The following is a 23554-nucleotide window of genomic DNA, read 5'->3' on the forward strand; positions in this document are numbered from 1 at the left end:
CCGTCAGAAGTCGGTCAGGTTCGCCCGCAGCCCGCCGCCGCCGAACGACGTCCGGAGGATCCCCCGGCGTCGGAGGATCGGCACGACGTCGCCGAGCATCCGCGACACCGAAGCCGGGTGCAGGTCCCCGGAGAAGATCACCCCGTCGTTGTCGGCGTCGTCCCCGAGCTCCTCGATGAAGTCCGCCACCTCGTCCGCGGTGCCCACGAAGCCCTCGTGGCCGCCGGGCGCGGTCATCCGGCCCTTCCGTGCCTTGCGGGTGAGGAGCTCGCGGAGCGGGGCGTCCGGCGTGCTGCCGACGAGCCCGCGGATCGATCCCGCCGACACGTGGTCGGCGAACAGACCGGACGGGAGGGGTGCGTCGAGGTCGAGCGCGGTGAGATCGGTCTCGAGGTCGCTCGACTGCCCCTGCGCGATCACGAGCAGGTCGGCGTCGGAAGGGTTCCGCGAGGCCGCGACGAGCCGGTCGGCCTCCTCGGAGGACGCCACGATCTCGGGCTTGAACACGAAGAGGACCTTGCAGTCCGCCGGTGTCCGGCCCGCGGTGTCGGCGGCCTCGTGCACCTTCGCCCGGTACGCCCGGACGGCCGCCGCCTCGAGTGGCGCGAGCGCGAGCTGCACGTCGGAGTGCGCTCCGGCGAACCCGAGTCCGCGCCCAGACCCGCCGGGGGACACGATCACCGGATCACCCTCGGCGAACGGGACGGCGTTCAACGGACCGGCGGCCCGGAAGTACTCGCCGTCGTGCTGGAACGCGTCGAGTCGTGACGCGTCCGCGAACCGGCCGCTGTCGATGTCCTCGACGAGTGCGCCCTCGCCCCAGCTGTGCCAGAGACGCCGGACGACCCCGAGCCACTCCTCGGCGCGGTCGTAGGCGGCGTCGTGCGCGAGCGGCTCGAGCCCCGCATGCCTGGCGCTCCCGACGTCGGTCACGACGTTGATGCCGAACCGGTCGCTCGACAGGTGTGCGAGTGTCGCGAACTGCCGGGCGCCGAGGTACGGCGGCGTGATGCCGGCGTTCACGGTCGGCGCGATGCCGATGTGGGTCGTCGCCGCGAACAGGTACGGCGCGAGCAGGAGCGGGTCGTGCTTCGGCCCGCCGTACGCCTGCCGGATCCGGAGGTCGAGGGTCGACGGGTTGCCGAGCGAGATCGCGTCCTCGGCGATGACGAGGTCGAAGCCGCCCTGCTCGAGCAGCCGAACGGACTGCTGGTAGAGGTCCGGCTTCGTCCAGTCGTACCCCCACGACCAGTCGTTCCGCCCCCAGGCCTGCGGCCCGAACCCGCGCGAGAAGAAGTAGCCGACGTGCTGCTGCCTCGCCATGGTCAGATCTCCTCGCTGATGACGTGCTGCTCCGGCAGCGCGTGTCGCAGCGACGCGGTGCCGGACGACGCTGTGACGGGCGGTACGGCTGCGGGTCCGCCGGCGGTGTGGTCCGTGGCGGGGCCGCGCCGTGCCTCCCGTCCGGTGTCACCGAACGCGTTCCGGACCGCAGCGAGCGCGCGCTCGAGGTCGCGGAGCAGGTCGGGAGCGTCCTCGATGCCGACCGACAGACGGATCAGGCCGTCGTGGATGCCGGCCGCGGCGCGCTGCTCGGGCGTCCGCTGTGCGTGCGTCGTCGACGCGGGGTGCAGGATGAGCGACCGCACGTCGCCGAGGTGGGTCATCCGGCTGAACAGCTGCACCGCGTCGATGAAGCACCTGGCGGCGGGCTCGCCGCCGGCGAGCGTGAAGGCGAACACCGACCCGGCTCCCCGGGGCAGGTACCGTTCCGCCAGGTCGTGGAACGGACTGGAGGCCAGACCCGCGTGGTCGACGCTCGTCACCTCCGGCTGCTGCTCCAGCCACGACGCGATGGCGAGGGCGTTCGCGCTGTGCCGTTCCACACGGAGCGACAGGGTCTCGATGCCCTGCTGGATGAGGAAGGCGTTCACCGGGGACGGGGTCGGGCCGATGCGGGAGCTGATGACGTCGCGGGCGAACACCGCGAACGCCTGGGGTCCGAACCGCGCGACGTAGCTCGCGCCGCCGAGACCGCGGTCCGGCCCAGTAAGGTGCGCGAAGCGGCCGCCGCCTGTCGTCCAGTCGAACCGGCCGCTGTCCACCACGACGCCGCCGAGTGCGGATCCGTGCCCGGTGAGGAACTTCGAGGCGGAGTGGATGACGATGTCGGCGCCGTGCTCGATCGGACGGACGAGGTACGGGGTGGCGAGGGTGTTGTCGACCACGAGGGGGATGCCTGCGCGGTGCGCCACGTCCGCGACCCCGCTGATGTCGAGCACGTCGTTCTTCGGGTTCGGGATCGACTCGCCGAAGAACAGCTTCGTGTTCGGACGGACCGCGGCGGCCCAGGCATCGAGGTCGCGGGCGTCGTCGACGAAGTCCACCTCGATGCCGAGCCGCCCGAGGTTCTGCAGCAGGAGGCCCCGCGTGCCCTCGTAGATGCTCGACGCCGACACGACGTGGTCGCCGGCCGCGAGCAGCCCGAGGAACGCCACGGTCGCCGCGGCCTGGCCACTCGCGACGAGGATCGCCTCGGTACCGCCTTCGAGGAGTGCGATGCGGCGTTCGACGGCCGCGTTCGTCGGGTTGCCGAGGCGTGTGTACGTGTACCCCTCGTCGATGCCGGCGAAGCGGTCGCGGGCGGTGTCGAAGTCGTCGAACACGAACCCGGAGGACATGTGGATCGGCGTGATCCGTGCGCCGTGACCAGCATCGGGGATGGTCCCACCGTGCACCTGCTCGGTGGTGAACCCGAACGGTTCCTCCGTGTTCATCGCCTGCTCCTGTCCGTCATCGGCCGTCCTCGGTACTCTGCCATGCCCGGACTGCGGGGTCGGGCTGTGCGGCCCCCCGTTACGGCACGAGCGCGGTTACGGCACGAGCGCGGTCACGGCAGGAGCGCGCGGATCCCGGCGGCCACGGTCGCGCCGACGGCGGTGAGCGGCTCGCGCGCGAGCCACACGACGCCCGCGTTCACGACGACGAACAGCGCGTACCAGAGCGCGGCGGGCCCGTGGAACTCGCCGGCCGTGATGTGGAAGTCGGTGCGGACCCTCCGGCCGGTCGCGATCCACCCGGCGACCTGGACGATCGAGCGGACCCCGTCGACGACGAACAGGGCGCCGACCGCCGCGACGACGAGCACGGTGTCGTCCGAGGGGCGGAGCGCGACCCAGGCGGCCAGAGCGACGAACCCGACCACGACGAGCAGCCCGAACCAGTTCCGGACGAACACCAGCGCGATGACGGCGATGACGGCCAGGACCGTCGTCGTGAGCACACGGTTGCCCGCGAGGGTCCCCGTGACGAGCAGGACCCCGGCCCAGAGCGGCGCGCTGTAGCCCGCGTAGAGGTTCAGGATGCGGACGAGCCAGCGGATGCCGTGCGGGACCCGGCCGAGGTCGACCTGTGCCTCGCCGGAGCCGTCTGACTGCAGCGTGATGCGGTGGATGCGGCCGCCGAACGGGACGACGACGATGCAGTGGCCGACCTCGTGGGTGATCGTCGTCGCGATCCGGGCGACGCGACCGATGACCGGGACGAACGTGATGACGGCGCCGACGAGCAGGGCGACGAAGACATGTGCGGGCAGGACGACTCCAGGGTGCTCGGGTGGGGTGTCATCGTCGCACGGGCCTCGTGGGGAACGGTTGTGTCCGCGACGGTCAGGGCCGATCGCCGGCGATCTCGCGGAGCGCCGCGAGGTGCGCCTGCCACGCGCGCCGCCCTGCCCGACTGAGCGTCAACGAGGTCCGGGGTGTCTTGCCGACGAACCCCTTGCCGACCGTGACGTACCCGGCGGCCTCGAGCAGCGACACCTGCTTGCTGAGGGCGGAGTCGGTGACCTCGACGGCGTCACGGACCTCGCGGAAGCCCAGGGTGCTCGCGCGGTCGAGCGCGGCCATGACCGAGAAGCGCACCGGGTTCTGCAGCAGGTCGTCGAGCCGGTGTCTGGGGTGCGTCTGCTCGGCGGTCACCGGCGGGCCTCCACGGCGGCGGAGACCAGGGTCACCGCGAGGACGAGACCCGAGGTGATCCCCGACCACAGGACCGAGCCGTGGACCCAGACGACGACGGCGATCGCGGCGACGTAGGTCACGGTCCAGGCGCCCATGTACAGCGCCCACCGCCGTGACCGCGAGAACGCCGATCGTCCCTGGATCGAGATGCAGAAGAACATGATGAGCGCGAACCCCGCGCCGAGCGTGCCGAAGTACGCGAGCCCGAACGCGTTCCCGGAGGTGAGCCCCATGGCGAGCGTGCCGAACGACGTCGCCATGCCGAGCGCGAGGATGAAGGTGACGTACGGCCACCGCACGGCCTCGTGTGCGGTGCGGCTGAGGTGGTCGGCGTGGTCGAGGAGACGCTGTGCCTCGGTGGGGGTGACCTCGTGGATGTCGGACATGGTGTCCCCTTTCGTTGCATCCAGTATGGCAAGTGGTTTCCAACTTGGCAAGTAGGCTCACTGGACAGGCGCTCGGACAGCTACTCCGTCAGGCCGCTCGTCGTGACGATCGTCCGCCAGGGGCCCGCCGGGACCTCCCCGGCCTCCACGAAGCGCCAGTCGACACGGTCGTCCTCCCCGTTCACCTCGGCGAACCCGAGGCACCCGTTGAGCGCCGGGGACACGTCCATCCCCGCCCCGTTGTAGCGCTTGTTCGCGGGCCGGGCGTCGTCGGTCCCGAACACGTACGCGGCGTCGTGGTACTGCCCGGGCCCGGCGTCCTCGATCTGGCCGTAGCAGACGTGCCCGTCCTTCCGGATCATCACCCACCGGTTCTTCATGAAGCTGAACCCCTGGTCCCCGGCGTGCGCGGAGTAGGGCGCCGACGACGACCACGGGACCACGGCATCGCGGTCGGCGAACCCAGTCCGGTCGTTGACGTCGTCGTACGGCAGATCGAGGTAGAACGGGTTCTCCCGCGGGGTCATCGCGGTCGGGAACCACCCGTTCGCCGCGGTCCGACGCTCCGTCTCGCACCCCGTGCCGGACACGACGCCGTCGCAGCCGCCGTAGTGCGCCTGCCACTTCCCGTCGTAGGTCGAGAGCACCTGCGACCCGTCCGAGGCATCCGGGTCGAACACCTCGCCGACCCAGAACGTCGTGGACACGATGCGGGTGTGCCACGGGGAGGCGCTCGTCGGGACCGTCGCGTCGGGGGTGCCGGCCGCACCCGCAGCGCCGGAGGCCGACGGCGCGGGCGGTGTCGAGGACGCCGACGGGAGGGCGACCGGCGGGACGCCGGTCCGGAGCAGTGGCGTGTGCGAGGCGCTCGGCTGCGCGGTGCGATCCGGTGCACCGGCGTCGACGCTGCAGCCGGCCAGGAGGCCCGTGGCGACGACCACGGCGAGCGCTGCGGTGATCGGGACACGCGCGCGGACGCGCCGCCCCGAGGGGCGACGGGTTCGGTCCGAGCTGGTGGGCATGCGACTCACTGTGCCAGGTCGCTGCCGGTGCCGGCGGGGTCGTCCGCACTCACGGCGGGGACCTGCTCGGCAGCTGCCGGTGCGTCCGTCTCGGGCGCGGTGACCGCGACCGGTGCGATCGCCGGGGCGCCGACCGAGTCGTACATCGCCGCGTCGTCGGTCGTCAGCGTGCCGTTCGAGAACAGGTTCAGCCCGAAGCTGATCCCGGTGTACCCGGCGGGGATGGCGTCCGAGGTCCATGCGGCCTGCGTGTACGTCGACGCGGCGCCGAACCACGGACTCGACGTCCAGTAGTGCCAACTGCCGTCCCCGTCGCGGAGGTACACGGCGTACTGCGTGGCCGTCGTCGAGGTGTACCAGGTGCGCAGGTCGTACGTGTGCCCGGTGACGACCGTCGGCGCGCATTCGCCGAGGTCGAAGGTCGTCAACCACTTGGCGTCGCCGTCCTGGTGGTTCGCCATCGACAGGGACGCTGCGACCGAGCCGGTGTGCCCGGGGGTGGTGGTCGAGAACGCCGGGGTGTTCGCGCCGTAGCCGCCCTGCATCCAGCACGACGGGGTGGTCGCCCCCGCGGTCTCGAGCGAGGGGTTCTGGATCGCGTTCACCCCGGCGGCTGCCGGAGCCGGGAACGACGCCTGCACGAGGGGCTTCGCCGCACCGCCGACGACGTCCCCGACGGTCTGCACGGTGGTGTTGTTCGCGGGCGTCGCGGTGTAGGTCTTCAGCCAGGACGCGAACTGCGAGAACAGCGCGGGTGTCGTCGTCGGGTCGGCCGCCGTGTCGCCGACGTGGTGGAAGGTCAGCTGCACCCATCCGCCCTTGGCCCTGGCGTTCGTGACGACGTCCTGCATGTCCTTGAGCGTCCAGGTGCTCTCGACCTCGTCGGGTGCCCGCGTGCGGGACGGGTCGGCCGGCGGGATCGTCTCCGCGGCGACACAGCCGGCGCAGCCGAAGCGGGTCCTCGTGTCGCCGAGTCCCCGGGCGCTGGAGTACCCGCACCCCGCCACGGCCTGCTCCACGGACGCGTTCACGTCGGCGAACGGGTACGCGAAGCTCCGCACGGTGTAGCCCCACGAGGACAGCGTCGTCCTGGACAGGCACGCCTGCCGCTGGACCTCGGCCGTCGACAGGTCGACGAGGTCGGGGTGGGTGACCGTGTGCCCGCCGATCTCGTTGCCCGCCGCGGCGAGGGTCTGCAGGTCCGATCGGGACATGTACCCGTCTGCGCCGACGTACCCGGAGATGATGTAGAAGGTCCCGGTCAGGCCGTTCTGCTGCAGCGTCGTCGCCGCGGCCATCTGGTCGGCGTCGCCGTCGTCGAAGGTGAGGCTGACGACGGTCCTCGGTGTCCTGGCCGCCGCTGCGGCGGCCTTCGCGTCGGTCACCGCGGTCGCTGCGGCGGCCGATGCCGCGGCAGCGTCGGTCGCCGCCTGGGCCGAGGCCTGTGCCGTCGCGCTCGCTCCCGCGGTGGCGGTCTTCGCGGTCGCGGCTGCGGCATCCGCCAGTACCCGTACCCGTGCGGCGGTGGCGGCGGCCGCGGTCGCCGCGGCGGTCGGCCGTGTCTGCGCCGTGGCGGCGGCCCGGTCCGCTGCGGTCCCCGCCCGTGCCGCTGCCGCTTCGGCCGTGGTCTGTGCCCGGACGGCGGCGGCCAGCGCGGCGGTGTCAGCGGCGGAACGGCTCTTCGCGGCGGCGGCCTGGGTCTTCGCGGCGGCAGCCTGGGCCTGCAGCTCCGCGAGTGTCGGCGCGGTGACGGTCGCGGGCGCGGTGGTGCTCGCGGACCTGGTGGCGGCGCTCGCCGGGGCGGTGGCCGCGACAAGGCCGGTGAGGACGAGCCCCACGACGGCGAGCACGGCGAGGAGGATCGTCACCCGTTGCGGATGGCGCCTCGGCCGGGCGGGGTTCTGGGACATGGTGCTTCCGTTCTGGGGGCGGGGTGCTGGGTTCTGGGCGGGGCCGGGGGAGCGGGGGTCACTCGACCGTGACGGACTTGGCGAGGTTCCGCGGCTTGTCGACGTCGCAGCCGAGTCCGACGGCGAGTTCCCGGGCGAGCATCTGCAGCGGGACGACGGCCTCGAGCGGACCCCACGCCGCCATGCCGTGCCCGTCGACGAGCGTCTCCGCGGCGAGCCGATCGGCGCCGCGGGCCCTGAGTCGACCGGCATCGCGGCCGATCGCGGGGACGTCGGCGTCCGTGCCACCGATCGTGATCACGAACCCGCCGCGTGCGCGGACCTCGGCGATGTTCGCCGCGAGTCGTGGTTCGCCGTTGTCGACGACCACGACGGGCGTCCCGTCGGTGACCAGCGCGAGGGGACCGTGCTTCAGCTCGCCGGCCGGGTAGGCCTCAGCCCACCGGTAGCTGAGCTCCTTGAGCTTCAGCGCACCCTCCGCCGCGAACGGCAGCCCCGGACCACGACCGAGGAACAGGAACCCCTCGGCCTCGACGAGGCTCGACACGAGCAGGGGGATCCGGTCGCGCGAGGCGATCAGCGACTGCTCGATCAGGCCGGGGAGCCGCTGCATGTCGCCGACGAGCGCCCGTGCCCGCGACCGGTCGACCCGGCCGGACGCCACGAGCGCTGCGATGACGACCGAGACCCCGACGACGACCTGGGCCACGAACGTCTTCGTCGCGGCGACCCCGATCTCCGGGCCCGCGTGACAGTCGAGCACCGCATCGGCGCGCCGGGCGAGCGAGGAGTGCAGGTTGTTCGTGAGCGCGAGCACCGGGAACCCGCCGTCGAGCCGGTCGAGCGCACGGAGCACGTCGGCGGTCTCACCGGACTGGCTGATCGCGACGACGAGGGTGCCGGGCACGAGCACGGCCTGGTCCACCTCGCTCGCGACGACCATGTCGGTCGGCACCCCGCCGAGACCCCGCAGGGCGGACGCGATCACAGAGCCGGCGTTCAGCGACGTCCCGCACGCGACGACCGCGACGCGGTGGAACCCGGGGAGCCCGAGCCCGGTCCACATCGACCCGTCGACGGCACCCGAGGCGGTGCGGTCGAGGATCCGCGCGACGACCTCCGGCTGTTCGCCGATCTCCTTCGCCATGTGGTCCGGGTGGTCGCCGAGCTCGAGCGCAGCGGCCGCGAAGGGGCTCGGCTGTGCGAGGGGGGTCGTGACGGCGACGCCACCGCTCGTCCACGCCCAGCTGTCGCCGAGCTCGACCACATCGCCGTCGCGGAGGGGGACGAACGTGTCCGCCCACTCGGCGATCGCCCCGACGTCGCTCGCCACGAAGTCGCCGCGACCGGTCCGCGCGACGACGAGCGGCGACCGCTCGGCCGCGACCACCATGCGGCCCGTCTCGGCGTCGAGGACGACGATCGCCCACGACCCCTCGAGCTGCGCGGTCGCGATGCGGACGGCCAGGAGCAGGTCCTGGTCCGCGCCGAGTGCCCGTTCGACGAGGTGCACGATGACCTCGGAGTCGACGTCGGAGCGGAACACGTGCCCCTGGTCCTCGAGCGTCCCGCGGAGGGTGCTCGCGTTCTCGACGATGCCGTTGTGCACGACCGCGATCCGTCCGGCGCAGTCCGTGTGCGGGTGCGCGTTCGTCTCGCAGACCGATCCGTGCGTCGCCCACCGGGTGTGGCCGATGCCGACGCCCGTCAGGGGTTCGATGTCCCACGCGTCCACCCGCGGCCTGAGGTCGGCGACCCGCTCCGTCGACCGGATCGTCCCCACGCGGTGTCCCACGGTGCGGATCGCGACCCCGGCGGAGTCGTACCCGCGGTACTCGAGTCGCTCGAGGCCTGCGAGCAGGTACGGCGCGACCGGGTCGGACACCCGTGCCGCGATGATGCCGCACATCAGGCACCCACCGGCGCCGCAGCATCACGCCGGACGGCACCGTGCTGCTCGTCCGCAGCGCCCTGCTCGTCCGCGGGGTCCGAGGCGGAGGTGAGCCGTGCCTCCAGTCCGGTGTCGTCCCGCGCCGCCAGGTCGGCGGCGACCGACTCCACGATCTCCTCGAGCCCGGTCGCCGGGTCGAAGCCGACCGCGGCCCTCGCGCGGGTGTTGTCCGGCACGCGCCGCCGCATGTCCTCGAAGCCCGCACCGTACGCCTGCTCGTACGGGACGTACTCGATCGCGCTCGACGACCCGGTGACCCGGATGACGAGCGCCGCGAGGTCGGCGATGCTGATCTCGCGCTCACCGCCGAGGTTGAACGCCTGCCCGACCGCGTCCTCGTGCTCCACGAGCGCGATCATCGCGGGCACGACGTCACCGACGTACGAGAAGCACCGGGACTGCGCACCGTCGCCGAACACCGTCAGGGGTTCGCCGCGGAGCGCCTGCCCGACGAGGTTCGGGACCACCATGCCGTACCGGCCGGTCTGGCGCGGGCCGACGGTGTTGAACGGGCGGACGATCGCGACGCGCAGACCGTGCTCCTGCCAGTAGGCGTGCGCGAACGCCTCGTCGATGCCCTTCGCCGCGGCGTAGGTCCACCGCGAGGTCAGGGGCGAACCGAGGATCCGGTCGGCGCCCTCGTCGAGCGCGTCCGCGGTGTTCTTGCCGTAGATCTCGCTCGTCGACACCAGGAGCAGCCGGGCGTCGGCGGCGACGCACGCGTCGAGGACGTTCTCGGTGCCGTGGATGTTCGTCCGGAGACCCTGCAGCGGGTGGTCGACGATGAGCCGCACGCCGACCGCGGCCGCGAGGTGGAACACCCGGTCCGCTCCGGCGACGACCTGGTGGACGAGGTCGCGGTCGAGGATCGAGCCGTCGACGACCCGCAGCCGCGGATCGTCGGCCACGCGGCCCAGGTTGTCGGCACGGCCGGTGGTGAAGTCGTCGAGGACCACCACCTCGTCCCCGCTGGCCAGGAGGTGTTCGACCAGGTGGCTGCCGATGAACCCGGCCCCGCCCGTCACGATGCTCTGCATGATGGTGTCTCCGAAGTGGTGTGTGGGTGGGGTGGGGGTCAGAGGAGGACGCGGTCGACGAGGTCGACCCCGCGGTAGGTGGTGTCGATGACGGTCTGGTCGGCTCCGATCCACCCGAGGTCGGCGTCCGAGTGCCTGGTGTGCAGGAGGACCACGTCGGCACCGAAGGCCCGCTCGTCCACGACGTCCGCGAGCACCTCGCCGTCCGGCAGCCGCAGCGACGGGAAGTGGTGGTCGGCGTACCCGATCACGGCGCCGGCGTCCCGGAGGCCCGCGAGGATCTCGAGTGCGGGCGACTCGCGCAGGTCCGCGACGTCGCGCTTGTACGCCACGCCGACGACGAGCACCCGCGTCCCGCGCAGCCCGCGGCCGAGGTCGGACAGCACGTCACGGGTCCGGTCCACGACCCGCTGCGGTCGACTCGCGATCTCCGCCATCGCCCGCGTGATCAGCGGCGCCTGCTGTCGCTTCGCCCGGAGCTGCCACAGCAGGTAGTGCGGATCGCAGGGGATGCAGTGCCCACCGACGCCGGGACCGGGGAGGAACGCCATGAACCCGTACGGCTTCGTCGCCGCCGCGTCGATGACGTCCGCCACGTCGATGTCCATCGTCCGGCAGATGTCGGAGAACTCGTTCGCGAGCGCGATGTTCACCGCGCGGAAGGTGTTCTCCAGCAGCTTGGTCATCTCCGCCGCGGCGAGGGACGGCACGCGGTGCACCCTGGCGTAGCGACCGAGCAGCTCGTCGGCCACCTCGGCGCAGGCCTCCGTCGCGGCCCCGAGCACGCGCGGCACGTCCTCGTGCGCGACCGACGCGTTCCCCGGGTCGATGCGCTCCGGACTGAACGCGACGAACACGTCGAGCCCGGCGATCATCCCGCGGTCGGCGAGCGGATGGACGAGCATGTCCTCGGTGCACCCGACGTACGTGGTGCTCGTCAGCATCAGCAGCTGCCCCGGCGCGGCGTTCTCGACGACCATGGCGCTCGCCGAGGCGAGGATGGTCAGGTCCGGCACGAGGTGCGCGTCGACCGGGGTCGGCACGCACACGATGACCGCCGCGGCACGGGCGAGCATCGACGCGTCGGCGGTGATCGCGAAGCCGTCGCTGCGGAACGCCTCCTCGAGCCGGGCCCGGTCGTCCTCGAGCAGGTCAGCACCCCTGGCGCGGATGGTGGCGATCCGGGTGGCGGAGATGTCGAGCGCGAGCACCGAGCTCCCCGCGTGGTGGTAGGCCAGGGCGGTCGGCAGGCCCACGTACCCGAGTCCGACGATCGCCACGTCGAACTCGAACCCGCGGGTGCCGCCGACGGTCGGGGCGGGGACCTCGGCCGGGCCCCGGAACGGGACGAGGCCGGGGATCGTGGTCACGGCGTCCTCGAGGACGCGTGCGGTGTCGATGACCGCCGACGCGATGCCAGTTGCCTGGTCGCGCCGCCGTTCGGTCGGGATCGTGGTCATTGGGTGGTTCCCCTCGGGTCGGTGCCTCGAACCCTGCTGGCTCCCCGCACCCCGCGGCAACGGCGTGCGGGCCCGGGTGCGGTTCGTCGCGCCGGTTCGTGGGGGTTCCGCGCGGGACTGCGGTGACCCGCACCGTCCGTGCGGGTCCGTCTGCGGCATTGCGGTCCGGCACCCCGCCCTCGGCCCTAGCGTGCGGACATGCTCGCCTTCGTCATCGCGCTGGTCCTGGTCCTCGGGGTCAACACCATCCTCTGGACCGTCGTGGGGCTCGTCCGGTACGCACGGCTCCGAGCCGGCGTCGCCACCATCGCTCGCCGACGTTCCGGCTGGCGTGCCGTCGGCCCGGGACCGGACGACGCGACCGGCGCCGAGTACGCGCCGCCGACGGTGGCGGACGTCGCGATCCTCGTGGCGGCGCACGACGAGGAGCTCGTCATCGAGAACACCATCCGGTCAGCGGCCGAGCACCTGCCGCTCGCGCAGGTGTTCGTGGTCTCCGACGGTTCGACGGACGACACCGTCCGGATCGCGACCGGAGCCGGTGCCCAGGTGTACGACCTGCACCCGAACCGCGGGAAGGCCGGAGCGCTCGCCGCGGCCATCGACCACTTCCGGATCCCCGAGCGGTTCGAGGTGCTCATGCTGCTCGACGCGGACACGCACCTGGCGCCCGACTACTTCAGCACCGGACTGGCGGAGTTCAGTGCGCCCGACATCGTCGCCGTCGCCGGCCGCGCCACCACGATCCTCGACCCGGCGGCCCCGACGCTGCTCGGCCGGGTCCTCGTCGCCTACCGCGAGCGCGTCTACGTCGCGGTGCAGTACCTGCAGAAGTTCGGGCAGGCGGCCGAGCACGCGAACGTCGTGGCGATCGTGCCGGGGTTCGCGAGCATGTACCGCACGCGGGTGCTCGGGGACATCGACATCACCGCGGCCGGACTGGCGATCGAGGACTTCAACATGACGTTCGAGGTGCACGCGAAACGGCTCGGGAGGATCGCGTTCCGGCCGAGCGCCGCCATCGCCTACACGCAGGACCCGGACACCCTCGGTGACTACGCGAAGCAGATCCGGCGGTGGAACCTCGGGTTCTGGCAGACCCTGCGGCGCCATCGGCTCGGGTTCGGCAGGTTCGGGCTCGCGGTCGCGATGTTCGTCGCGGAGCTGCTCACGTCGAGCCTGATGATGCTCGCGATCCTCCCGGCGGTCGCCCTGGCGTTGGTCGCCGCCGTGCTCGACGCGTCCGGCATCGGCGGGAGCGTGCCGCGGACGATGCTCGAGGCGGACCCGGTGCTCGGGATCGTCGTCGGGGTGCTGCTGCCGGACTACGTGCTGACCCTCCTCGTCGCGGTGGTCGCCCGGCGGCCGGTCTACGTCCTGTTCGGCGTCGTCTTCCCGCTCCTCCGGATCCTCGACGCGTTCCTCTGCATCGCCGCGCTCGTCATGGCGTTCCGCGGCGGGTCGAACGGGGTGTGGCACAGTCCGACGCGACGGTCCCTCGGGGCAGGACCACCCGCGACGGCGCGCGCCGAGCACTGAGCCGCACGCGGTACGGATCCCGCACGCGGTGCTGCGGGATCGCGCAACACCGCACCATCGGTACCCCCCACTTGTGGGTCGTCCTCCGACGTCGGTACCGTCCCCATCACGAGCAGGACCAGGACCCCCGCACAGCGCACCCCGGCTGGACGGGCTCGGTCGATCGTGGTCCTGGGACGCCGACGACGACGTGAACTCCACCCGTCGCGTCCGCGCCGTCGGCACCAGCCGCACCACCGGCACCAGCGCACCGCGTCGTCCCACGACCGCGGCCACCCCACCCCGATCAGCCCACCAGCCCCAAGGAACCCGAACCCCATGTACCCACTGGTGATCCTCGCCTCCGAGACCTCGTCGCAGGTGATCGTCGACAACCTCATCGCGTTCGGCCACGAGGCGCTCAAGTACTTCCCCGTCGGCATCGCCGGTGTGATCGTCTGGTCGCTCTGGTTCTACCGGGTCGTCCTGTCGGCCCGTGCGAAGCCGATCACGAACGGCTTCCGCACGAGCACGTCCGTCGTCGTGCCGTCGTACCACGAGGACCCCGACATCCTGCTCCGCTGCCTCGACTCCTGGCGGGAGCAGGCCCCGGACGAGATCATCATCGTGCTCGACGTCGCCGACGTCGACGCGTACCAGCGGATCGTCGCCCTCGGCGACCCCACGGTCACGCCCGTCCTGTTCCACCACGTCGGCAAGCGGAGTGCCCTCGGCCAGGGCATCCGGATGGCCCGGTACGACGTCGTGGTGCTCGTCGACTCCGACACGTCGTGGGAGCCGGGCCTCCTCGAGGCGGTGCAGATGCCGTTCGTGGACCCGAAGGTCGGCGGCGTCGGCACCCAGCAGAACGTCTACCAGCGGAACTCGAGCATCTGGCGGATCATCGCGGACTGGCTCGTCAACCTCCGCTACTACAACTACGTGCCGGCGATGGGCGCGGCGGGCGCCGTCCCGATCCTCTCCGGCCGCACCGCCGCCTACCGTCGAGCAGCCGTGATGCCGGTGCTCTGGAACCTCGAGAACGAGTTCTTCCTCGGTCGACGGTGTGTGGCCGGCGACGACGGACGACTGACGTGGCTCGTGCTCGCGTCCGGCTACCGGACGGTCCACCAGTCGACCGCGAAGGCGCTGTCGATGTTCCCGGCGAGCGGTGTGGCGTTCTTCAAGCAGCGCATTCGATGGAGCCGCAACTCCTACCGGACCTACCTGACGGCGATCGCCAAGGGATGGGTGTGGCGGGTGCCGTTCGTCACGAAGATCACGGTGCTCCAGATCATCCTCACCCCGCTCACCATGGGGATCACCATGTGGTACCTGCTCTTCAGCCGGCTCGAGATCAGCGTCCTGGGCGCCGGGTTCACCATCGCCTGGCTCCTCGCCGGCCGTGCGCTCCGGGGCTTCTCGAACCTCCGCCGCAACCCGCTCGACCTGCTCGTCCTGCCCGTGCTCGCGCTCGTCGTGATCGTGGTCGCCCTGCCGATCAAGGTCTACTCGTTCGCCACGATGAACAGGCAGGGCTGGCTGACCCGGCACGCCGACCAGATGGGCGGGGACGGCCAGCAGGCCTCGACGCTGGTGCCCGAGACCGCCGCGGAGACCAGCCGGGACGCGGGGATCCGCGAACCGCACCGTCCCCAGGTGGCCGGGACGGGCCTCCCGGCCGCCGGTGGGATCCCGGCGACCGCCGTCGCGTCCGCTGCCGACGACCAGGCGGTGGCGGCATGAGCCGCCGGAGCGTGCTCCGCACCGGACTGGAGGCCCGGATCACCTCCGCGACCGCCCTCCGGCGTGCAGGGCGCGCGGCCGGGGTCGTCCTGCTCGCGGGTGCGCTCGCCCTCGGCGCGGCGATCGCCGTCCCCGGTGCGGCCTCCGCGACGACGACCGGCACGACGCCGGCGCCGGTGACCGGTCGTCCGTACGGCGGGAGTCCGAACAAGGAGGCGCGGCTCGTGGCGGCCGAGGACCAGCGGATCTACAACGTCCGGGCGCTCGCGTCCGCGGCACGATGGAGCGGTCTGGCGGTGTCGCAGCCCTACCGGCTCGCGACCGGGTCGAGCTACACGCTCGTGCTCGTCGCACGCGGGTCGGCGTACACGATCGACGACCTCCGGGCCCTCGCGCCGTCGACGTTCGTCCGACAGCCGGACGGGTCCTGGCTGCTCAGCGAGAACATCGTCGTCGAGAACGGTGCGACGCTCCGTCTGGCGAGCCCCGACGGTCTCCACATCCACCTCGAGAGCAACCACGACGGGTTCGTCTCGATCGTCACGCAGGCGGGCAACCTGCAGGTCGTCGGCTCCGCGAAGTCACCGGTCACGATCGACGCCTGGGACCCGCAGTCCGGCGAGGCGGACACCACGACCTCCGACGGCCGCGCCTACGTCCGGGTCCAGGGCGGGAGCGCCACGCTCAAGTACGCGACGTTCCAGGACCTCGGGTTCTGGAGCGGCTCCACCGGCGGCGTCGCACTCACCGGGACCGACCTCTCGACGATCGACCAGACGTCCGGCGACCAGGCCGGCGCCGCGGCACGGACCAGCAAGGACGTGTTCGGGAACGCGATCCTGCCGACCGGCGCGCTGCCGTCCGTGCAGGGCAGCAGCGCGAGTGCCGGTGCGTACAGCTACGTGTCCGCGCTCGTCCAGCACGTCACCTTCGACGGCAACGCGTTCGGGCTGTTCCTGACGAGCGCCGACGGCGTCACGATGTCGAACTCGCGGATCGAGCACTCGCGGATCGACGGACTGGTCCTGCACCGCTACGTCACGAACAGCACCTTCACCTCGGTCCGGTCGACGGACAACGCCGTCGACGGCATCAAGATGACGCGGGCCTCCACCGGCGTCGTGTTCAGCCAGGTCACGGCGAACGACAACGGTCGGAACGGCGTCACCATCAACGGGGGAGCCCTCGCCGGCGGCCCGAACGCGGTCGGGATGCCCACCACGACCTACGGGAACAACTCGTTGACGGACAGCACCGCGAGCGACAACGGCCGGTACGGCATCGAGGTCCTCGGGGGCCGGAACGTCCGTGTCAACGGCTCCACCGCCGACCGGAACCAGATGGGCATCGTGGTGGGCCAGGGTGCCGCGGCGGTCGTCGTCCGGAACAACGTCGTCCGGGACTCCACGCAGAACGGCATCGGGGTGCTCGACGGCGCGTCCGACACCGAGATCACGGACAACACCGTCTCCGGTGCGGCCATCGGCGTGTACCTCCGGGACAGCGCGCGGACGGCCGTCGACGACAACCGGGTGACGAGCGCCCGTTCGCACGGCATCACCGCCGTCGGAACCGCGACCGGCAGCTCGGTGACGGACAACACGCTCTCCGGACGCGGGACCTCCGCGGTCGACCTCGCACGGTCCGACGGGGTGCGGCAGGCCCAGAACGACACGGTGGAGTGGCACTCGACGAAGCCGCTCCTCGTCACCCTCCGGAGCATCTTCCAGCCGCTGACCGTGCTCTGGCTCGTGCTCCTCCTCATCGTCCTCATCGCCGCGATCGGCGGGGTCCGCCGCCGTCGACGCGGCGAGTCCGGCGAGCACCCGTACCTCAAGCAGGCACCGCTCTCGAGCTTCACGAGGGGCGTCGTCGACCCGGTGACGCTCGGACTCCCGCCGGTGCCGTCCAGGGCGGCGCACGCCGCAGACCACAGCGGCGAGCCCGCTCCGACCGTCGGGTGACCATGCCGAAGTCCTTCCGTGAACACCGTCCGCAGCTCGTCACCGGCGTCGTCGGCCTCGTCGTCGGGGCGGTGGTCGTCGGCGGCATCTGGATCGCGACCGCCGCCGGTCACCACGACGGCCCCGTGACGGCGTCCTCGGCGGCGCCGTCCTCGTCCGGGTCGCCCTCGTCGTCCTCCTCCGCGCGTCCCGGGGCTGCTGCCTCGCGCTCCGCCAGCTCCGCACCGGTCGCCGGAGGTGCGGTCGCCACCACGGTGCGCTGCACCGGTGCGACGACGACCGTCCGATCCGCCGGGCAGCTCACGGCGGCGCTGCAGGCCGCGGCCCCCGGTGATGTCATCGCCCTCGCCGCGGGGACCTACACGGGCAACTTCGAGGGCACGGCGTCCGGCACGCAGTCCGACCCGATCACCCTGTGCGGCGGATCGTCGGCCGTCCTCGACGGCGGCGACACCGACAAGGGGTACGTCCTCCACCTGCAGGGTGCGTCCTGGTGGAGACTCGCCGGGTTCACGGTGCAGAACGGCCAGAAGGGCGTCATGTTCGACGACGTCCAGCACTCGCTGATCGACGGACTGACGGTGACGAGGATCGGTGACGAGGCGGTGCACCTCCGCGCCGGGAGCAGCGACAACACCGTCGCGGCGAGCACCGTCACGGACACCGGCCTCCGCAAGCCGCAGTTCGGCGAGGGCATCTACATCGGGTCGTCGAAGAGCAACTGGTGCACGGTGTCGGACTGCAAGCAGGACAGCAGCGACCGGAACGTCGTCACCGGGAACACGATCTCCGGGACCGCGGCGGAGAGCGTCGACATCAAGGAGGGGACGACGGGCGGCACACTGTCGGACAACTCCTTCGACGGCACCGGGATGCAGGGCGAGAACCACGCGGACTCCTGGGTCGACGTCAAGGGCAACGACTGGACGATCTCGGGCAACCGGGGCGTGCACTCGCTGCTCGACGGATTCCAGACCCACGAGCTGCTCTCCGGGTGGGGGACCGACAACACCTTCACCGGGAACACCGTCGACCTCGGGAACTCCGACGGTGTCGCCTTCGCGTTCCGACCGGTCGAGGGCAACACGGTGTCCTGCGACAACACGGTCATCGGGTCGAACGAGTTCAGCACCACGAAGTGCACCCGATGACCTGCCTCGGGGTCCGGAGCCGACCGCACCCCACCCGCGTCGAACCGTCGCCCACGTTCGGCTCCTGCTCCGCCCCGTACCGCCCCCGTTCCGTCCTCGATCTCGAAAGTGAGCACCAGATCATGTCTGCAGCAGTCACCAGCATCGCCGCGAGCCCCGGTCCCGACGTCGTCGAGCACCCTCGGCTCACCGTGATCGGCACCGGCTACCTCGGGGCGACCCACGCCGTGTCGATGGCGGTCCTCGGCTACGAGGTCCTCGGCGTCGACGTCGACCAGGCCAAGATCGACGCGCTCGTCGCGGGTCGGGTGCCGTTCCACGAGCCGGGCCTCCCGGAGCAGCTCGCGGCGGCCCTGGCGTCCGGCCGACTCCGTTTCACGACCTCGTTCGACGAGGCAGCGGCCTTCGGGGACGTGCACTTCGTCTGCGTCGGCACCCCGCAGCAGCGCGGCTCGAACGCGGCCGACATGACCTACGTCGACGCTGCCTTCACCGAACTCGCCCGGCGTCTCGACCGACGGGCCCTCATCGTCGGCAAGTCGACCGTGCCGATCGGGACTGCGGCGCGGCTCACCGAACTGGTGCAGTCCGTGGCCCCCGCCGGCACCGAGGTCGAGGTCGCCTGGAACCCCGAGTTCCTCCGCGAGGGGTACGCGGTGCAGGACACCATGCACCCCGACCGACTCGTCTTCGGTGTCACGACCCCCTGGGCCGAGCAGCAGCTCCGCGCGGCGTTCCGGCCGGTGCTCGACGAGGGCACGCCGCTCGTGGTGGCCGACCTGCCGACCGCCGAGCTCGTGAAGGTCGCCGCGAACTCGTTCCTCGCGACGAAGATCTCGTTCATCAACGCGATGGCCGAGGTGTGCGAGGCGACGGGCGCAGACGTCAGCGTGCTCGCGACGGCGCTCTCCCACGACACCAGGATCGGCGGGCGGTTCCTGAAGCCGGGCCTCGGGTTCGGTGGCGGGTGCCTGCCCAAGGACATCCGCGCCTTCGCCGCACGGGCCGAGGAGCTCGGCGTCGGACAGGCCGTCCGCTTCCTCGGCGAGGTGGACGGCATCAACCTCCGTCGGCGGCAGCGGACCGTCGACCTGGTCACCGAGCTCGCGGACGGGGACCTCGTCGGCAAGCGGATCGCGGCACTCGGAGCCGCGTTCAAGCCGAACTCGGACGACGTGCGGGACGCCCCGGCGCTCGACGTCGCGCGCATGCTCCACCGCGCGGGTGCCGTGGTGTCGGTGTTCGACCCCGAGGCGATGCCGAACGCGGCGAAGGTGTACCCGGAACTCCGCTACGCACCGTCCCTCACCGCGGCGGTGATGGACGCCGACGTCGTCGTGCTGCTCACCGAGTGGCAGGAGTTCCGGGACGCGGATCCCGTCGACATCGGAACGCTCGTCCACGAGCGCCGGATCGTCGACGGGCGCCACGCCCTCGACGCGGACCGGTACCGCGCGGCCGGCTGGGAGTACCGCGCCCTCGGGCGACCGGTGCAGTCCCCGACGGTCGAGCTGACGGTCGACGAGCGCGACGCGTTCCGCCGGACCGCCTGACGGCTCAGGCGGTCAGCTCGCGCACGACCCCGCCCGACCACGCGGCCGGTTCGGCGAGCAGGAGCCGACCGGACTCGGCGTCGAGCACGACGAAGGGCCGCGCACCGGCGAGCTGGACCATCGCGACGCGGACGGCCGCCACGAAGTCCTGGTCGACCGCGAGCGCCCGTTCGACGAGGTGCGCCACGAGCTCGGCGTCGTCCGTGGTGACGAACGCGTGGCCGAGGTCGACGAGCACGGCGCGGCGCTCGTCGGTGCCGGCGCTCGAGCCGTCTGCCACGACGGTGATCCGACCCGTGCAGTCCGTGTCGAGGCGGGGCTGCCGCATGGCGTTCATGTGGGCGGCGAGCGTGGTCCGCGCCGGTGACCCGTGAGCGTCCACGACGGCGGGGATGTTCGGAGTCCTGTCGGAAATCGCTGCAGAGGTCATGGCTTCGGGTGCCGTTCGGGTCGAGGGCGCCGCCGCGTCGGGTGTCACGGCGGATGGTGCGGTGCCGGACGACCGTGGTACGGGGTGTGGTCGGCAGGGATTCGGCACGGACATGCGGGTCGGTGGGAGCGGGGACACCCACAGTTCGGGGGTCAGGCGGATCGGGGGTCAGGCGGATCGGGGGTCAGGCCGATCGGTGCGGACGGATCGGCGGCGGGCGGATCAGTTCAGGAGCGCCACCAGGTGCGACCGGGACCGCGCCCCGACCTTCCGGTAGATCTGCGTGAGCCGGAGCTCGACGGTCCGCTGCGACATGTACAACGACGACGCGATCTCGCGGTTGCGGTAGCCCTCAGTGACCTTCTGCGCCACCGCGCGCTCCTCCGGCGTCAGCATCGTGAGGATCACCGTCGAGCCGTTCGTGCCGCTCTCGACCGACGCCTCGGGGCGGCCTGCTGCGGACGCCCCGCCGCGGACCGCGGTGGGACGGGGCGGGCGTCGGTGCCCGGCTGCCTCGTACGCGGCGCTCGCTGCCGCGGCGAACTTGTCCCGGTCCTCCCGTGCGCCGGCACGGTCCAGTTGGAACGCGAGCGCATCGAGCGTCCGAGCCCGCTCGTACTGGGAGTCGTGCGGGTCGAACACGTCGAGCGCGGCCCGGTAGGTCAGCTGGACGTCCTCGGCCTCCGCGACGAGGGCGTGGCAGCGGCGGAGCACCAGTGCGCCCCAGCGCGACGGTCGACGCCGGTCGTCGGCGTCGAACCGCTCGGTGAGGTCCCGGGCGTCGTCGAGCCGACCGGCCCGGACGTACGCTTCGACGAGGTCGCCGAGGTGCCGGAGGATCGTCGGGTTGCGGATGTTCCGACCGATGGCGTCGGCAGCCTCGAGCGCGCTGATCGACTCGTCGATCCGCCCCTCGTGGAGCAGGACGCGTCCGCGGAGGGCGTGCAGCTTCGCGGTGGAGCCCCACAGTCGACCGGTCGAACGGTGCGCCAGGCAGATGTCGATGACCGCGAGCGCGTCGTCTGAGCGACCCTCGGCGTGGTGCCGCCAGGCGATCGCGATGGCGCGGGACGGCTCACGGAGTCGTTCGACGACCGCGGAACCGGCCTCCCAGACGTCGATCGCGCGGAGTGCCTGCCGATGGTTGCCCGACCGCACCTCGTTCTCCGCGCTGAGGTACCGCCCGGCCTCGATCCAGACCGGAGCCGACTTCGCGCTCCGCGCCAGGACCAGGGCGAACACGCGCCTGGCACTCCGGTAGCGCTCGTTGAGGCTGAGCGCGTGTCCGAGCAGGAGCAGCGATGCGTCGCTCTGCTCGAGCAGTCCCTCGGTCGCCAGCCCGCCGTGGAGTTCCGCGTCCGGCGGCAGCGAGCCGTCGACCGCCTGCACGAGTTCGACCCCGGCCCGGTGGATCTCGCGCGTGTGCGGTCCGGCGTCGGCGAGCATCGGTTCCGCACGGAGCAGGAGCTCCGTTGCGCTGTCGGTCTCCCACGCCTCGGCCCGGAAGCACGCGACCATCGCGAGGAGTCCCGCGAGGGCGTCGGTGTCTGCGGCGTCCTGACCGTCCGCCGGGACGAGCAACTCGTCCGCGTGCACCGGGTCGCCGCTCAGGTAGTCCACCGAGGAGCGCAGCCGCAGTCGTCTGCTGTCGTCGCGGAGCGTCGGGAACTCGTGGAGCGCGGCGAGGTACCGGGCGGCGAGGGAGATGAACCGACGGGCGAGCATGACCTCGGCCAGGTCGAGGAGCGCGTGCTGTTCGGCGGTCGCGGTCCTGGCGTCTGCGGGGGCGAGCTGGAGGGCGCGCTCGGCGAAGGCGACCGCGGCAGCAGGCAGGCCCTCGCGGGCGTAGGACTGTGCCGCCTCGAGGAGCGGCACGGTGTCGATCGGGCCGGCGCCAAAGCTCCGGTGCCAGAGGATCGTCCGCGGGTCCTCGCCGGAGGCGAGGTCCTCGCCGGAGGCGGGGTCCTCGCCGACGGTGCCGACCGTGCCCGCGATGCCGACGGTGCCGACCTCGGCGACGGCGAGGGCGGCCTCGGTGGCGCGGTGCGCGAGCGCCTCGTGCGCCGCCCGCCGCGTCCGTGCGGGCATCCGCCAGTACAGCAGCGACCGGACGAGGGGATGCCCGACCTCGACGTGCTGCCCGCGGACGCGGACCAGGTGCGCGTCGGCGAGGTCGTCGACGGCGTCGCGGTCGATCGAGGGCGACGCCGTGCTCGTGACCGGGGCGAGCGCGATGCCGGCGAGCACCTCCACCTGTGCGGGCTCGGCGCACGAGAGCACGAGCCCCGCGACCGCCACCGTCGTCGGGGTGGGGCGGAGCGGGGTGTCGAGCGGCTCACAGCCGAGGAGCTGGTTGCGGGTGAGGGCACGCAGCTGCTCGTGCAGGGCCTTCGGGTTGCCCCCGGTCCCCTCGGCGACGACCGCGAGCACGCCGTCGTTCGCCTCGCTCGGCGCGGACACCCTGGCGAGCGCCAGGGCCTCGTCCGGCGGGAGTGGTCCGAGCTGCATCGTCGGGAGCGCGACGAGCGGCCCGTCGGTGCAGGCGGTGCGGACGCTCGCGACGAGTCGGATCGAGGTCCCGGCGAGCCGTCCGGCGAGGAACGCGATGCAGCGCTGGCTGTCGTCGTCCATCCGGTCCAGGTCGTCGATGACGAGCAGGGTCGGGGGGAGCGCGAGGTCGCGGACCGCGACGAGGAGTGCCTGCGCCACGGCCATCGGATCGGCGCCGGTCGTGGCCTGGTGCAGGATCCGCTCGAGGGCGGCGTCGGCACGCGGGTCGTCGAACGCGGCGAACACCGTCGAGACGCCGGCCATGGGCCACCGCGCCTCGCCGCCGTTCACCCCGACCCGGACGACCGGCAGGGAGACACGGCCGATGGCCGCGTCGAGGAGGGAGGTGCGCCCGAGACCGGGTTCCCCCACGACGATGAGTGCGGACTCCCTGGGGAGCACCGCGAGCGCGACGAGAGCAGCTGTCTCAGCGCGTCGACCGACCAGTTCCACGGGGTCTCACCGGTCTTCGCGGTGACGGCGCGTGGATCGCCGGCGGCTCGGCCAGCGTGGTTCGGACGGAGCTCCGGGTCGCTCACGGTCCTGACGGTACGACGAGTCCATCGTCTTGATCACCCCTCGGGTTAGGGTCGTTCGACGAGATACGGCCGCTGGTTCGGCGATGACACTCCGCAGACGGTGGGTGGCCGTCTGCGACGTCGCCGAGTCCGACGTCCATTCGTCACGATAACTCAGGTTCGGGGCGCCCGCCCGGTGATCGTGGACCGATCTCGGCCCGCAGCCCCCCAGTTCGGGGGGTCAGTACCGGACGGGAGGCGCGGTGCGGGCCCGCCCCGTCGCTCCAGACCATCGCACATCGGACGGGAGGCGCGGTGCGGGCCCGCCCCGTCCCT

The 23554-nt window shown here is 72.2% G+C and carries 17 protein-coding genes; 5 read left to right on the forward strand and 12 right to left on the reverse strand.

Annotated features, from left to right (window positions below; all coding sequences use genetic code 11):
- Positions 1 to 3: 3 nt before the first annotated feature.
- From ASF23_RS16355 to ASF23_RS16400, 10 genes are all read right to left on the reverse strand, one after another.
- Positions 4 to 1323: an LLM class flavin-dependent oxidoreductase gene (locus tag ASF23_RS16355; protein ID WP_055956148.1), complete on the reverse strand. Its 1320-nt coding sequence runs from the start codon at positions 1321 to 1323 to the stop codon at positions 4 to 6.
- A gap of 2 nt (positions 1324 to 1325) precedes the next feature.
- Positions 1326 to 2777: an O-acetylhomoserine aminocarboxypropyltransferase/cysteine synthase family protein gene (locus tag ASF23_RS16360; protein ID WP_082474264.1), complete on the reverse strand. Its 1452-nt coding sequence runs from the start codon at positions 2775 to 2777 to the stop codon at positions 1326 to 1328.
- 113 nt (positions 2778 to 2890) lie between these two features.
- Positions 2891 to 3679 carry a M50 family metallopeptidase gene (locus ASF23_RS18005; protein ID WP_082474265.1) on the reverse strand — a complete coding sequence of 263 codons (789 nt, stop codon included), beginning with the start codon at positions 3677 to 3679 and terminating at the stop codon, positions 2891 to 2893.
- Positions 3669 to 3980 (reverse strand): winged helix-turn-helix domain-containing protein, encoded by a 312-nt coding sequence (locus tag ASF23_RS16370; protein WP_055956153.1) that lies wholly within the window; start codon positions 3978 to 3980, stop codon positions 3669 to 3671. The genes ASF23_RS18005 and ASF23_RS16370 overlap by 11 nt, the downstream gene beginning before the upstream one ends.
- Positions 3977 to 4408, reverse strand: a complete 432-nt coding sequence (locus tag ASF23_RS16375; RefSeq protein WP_055956156.1) for a hypothetical protein — start codon at positions 4406 to 4408, stop codon at positions 3977 to 3979. The genes ASF23_RS16370 and ASF23_RS16375 overlap by 4 nt, the downstream gene beginning before the upstream one ends.
- A gap of 80 nt (positions 4409 to 4488) precedes the next feature.
- A complete protein-coding gene (locus ASF23_RS16380; protein WP_156364580.1) occupies positions 4489 to 5430 on the reverse strand; it encodes a hypothetical protein in 942 nt (313 codons plus the stop codon).
- A gap of 5 nt (positions 5431 to 5435) precedes the next feature.
- A complete protein-coding gene (locus ASF23_RS16385; protein ID WP_156364581.1) occupies positions 5436 to 7340 on the reverse strand; it encodes a polysaccharide deacetylase family protein in 1905 nt (634 codons plus the stop codon).
- Between the two features lie 58 nt (positions 7341 to 7398).
- Positions 7399 to 9249 carry a glutamine--fructose-6-phosphate transaminase (isomerizing) gene (glmS, locus tag ASF23_RS16390; RefSeq protein WP_055956164.1) on the reverse strand — a complete coding sequence of 617 codons (1851 nt, stop codon included), beginning with the start codon at positions 9247 to 9249 and terminating at the stop codon, positions 7399 to 7401.
- The gene (locus ASF23_RS16395) at positions 9249 to 10328 is read right to left on the reverse strand and encodes an NAD-dependent epimerase/dehydratase family protein (RefSeq protein WP_082474266.1); all 1080 of its coding nucleotides are present in this window, start codon (positions 10326 to 10328) and stop codon (positions 9249 to 9251) included. Before ASF23_RS16395 ends, glmS begins: the two co-directional genes overlap by 1 nt.
- Positions 10329 to 10366: 38 nt before the next feature.
- Complete coding sequence (locus ASF23_RS16400; protein ID WP_082474267.1) at positions 10367 to 11788, reverse strand: nucleotide sugar dehydrogenase; 1422 nt, start codon at positions 11786 to 11788, stop codon at positions 10367 to 10369.
- Positions 11789 to 11986: 198 nt separating this feature from the next.
- Between ASF23_RS16400 and ASF23_RS16405 the strand changes: the two genes are divergently transcribed.
- The 5 genes from ASF23_RS16405 (at position 11987) to ASF23_RS16425 (ending at position 19720) form a co-directional block, all read left to right on the forward strand.
- Positions 11987 to 13327: a glycosyltransferase family 2 protein gene (locus ASF23_RS16405; RefSeq protein ID WP_055956166.1), complete on the forward strand. Its 1341-nt coding sequence runs from the start codon at positions 11987 to 11989 to the stop codon at positions 13325 to 13327.
- Between the two features lie 318 nt (positions 13328 to 13645).
- On the forward strand, positions 13646 to 15052 hold the full coding sequence (locus ASF23_RS16410) for a glycosyltransferase (protein ID WP_082474268.1): 1407 nt from the start codon (positions 13646 to 13648) through the stop codon (positions 15050 to 15052).
- Positions 15049 to 17016, forward strand: a complete 1968-nt coding sequence (locus ASF23_RS16415) for a right-handed parallel beta-helix repeat-containing protein (RefSeq protein WP_055956169.1) — start codon at positions 15049 to 15051, stop codon at positions 17014 to 17016. Before ASF23_RS16410 ends, ASF23_RS16415 begins: the two co-directional genes overlap by 4 nt.
- Positions 17017 to 17018: 2 nt before the next feature.
- Positions 17019 to 18167, forward strand: a complete 1149-nt coding sequence (locus ASF23_RS16420; RefSeq protein ID WP_055956173.1) for a NosD domain-containing protein — start codon at positions 17019 to 17021, stop codon at positions 18165 to 18167.
- A 122-nt stretch (positions 18168 to 18289) separates the two neighbouring features.
- Positions 18290 to 19720, forward strand: coding sequence for a UDP-glucose dehydrogenase family protein (locus ASF23_RS16425; protein ID WP_055956257.1), 1431 nt, complete (start codon positions 18290 to 18292; stop codon positions 19718 to 19720).
- Positions 19721 to 19724: 4 nt separating this feature from the next.
- On the opposite strand, the gene ASF23_RS18600 is transcribed toward ASF23_RS16425, so the two are convergent.
- A complete protein-coding gene (locus ASF23_RS18600) occupies positions 19725 to 20057 on the reverse strand; it encodes a hypothetical protein (RefSeq protein WP_162236785.1) in 333 nt (110 codons plus the stop codon).
- A 315-nt stretch (positions 20058 to 20372) separates the two neighbouring features.
- Positions 20373 to 23153, reverse strand: a complete 2781-nt coding sequence (locus tag ASF23_RS16435; protein WP_055956180.1) for a helix-turn-helix domain-containing protein — start codon at positions 23151 to 23153, stop codon at positions 20373 to 20375.
- Between the last annotated feature and the right edge of the window lie 401 nt (positions 23154 to 23554).

The sequence above is a fragment of the Curtobacterium sp. Leaf261 genome, from assembly GCF_001422205.1.
GTDB lineage: Bacteria > Actinomycetota > Actinomycetes > Actinomycetales > Microbacteriaceae > Curtobacterium.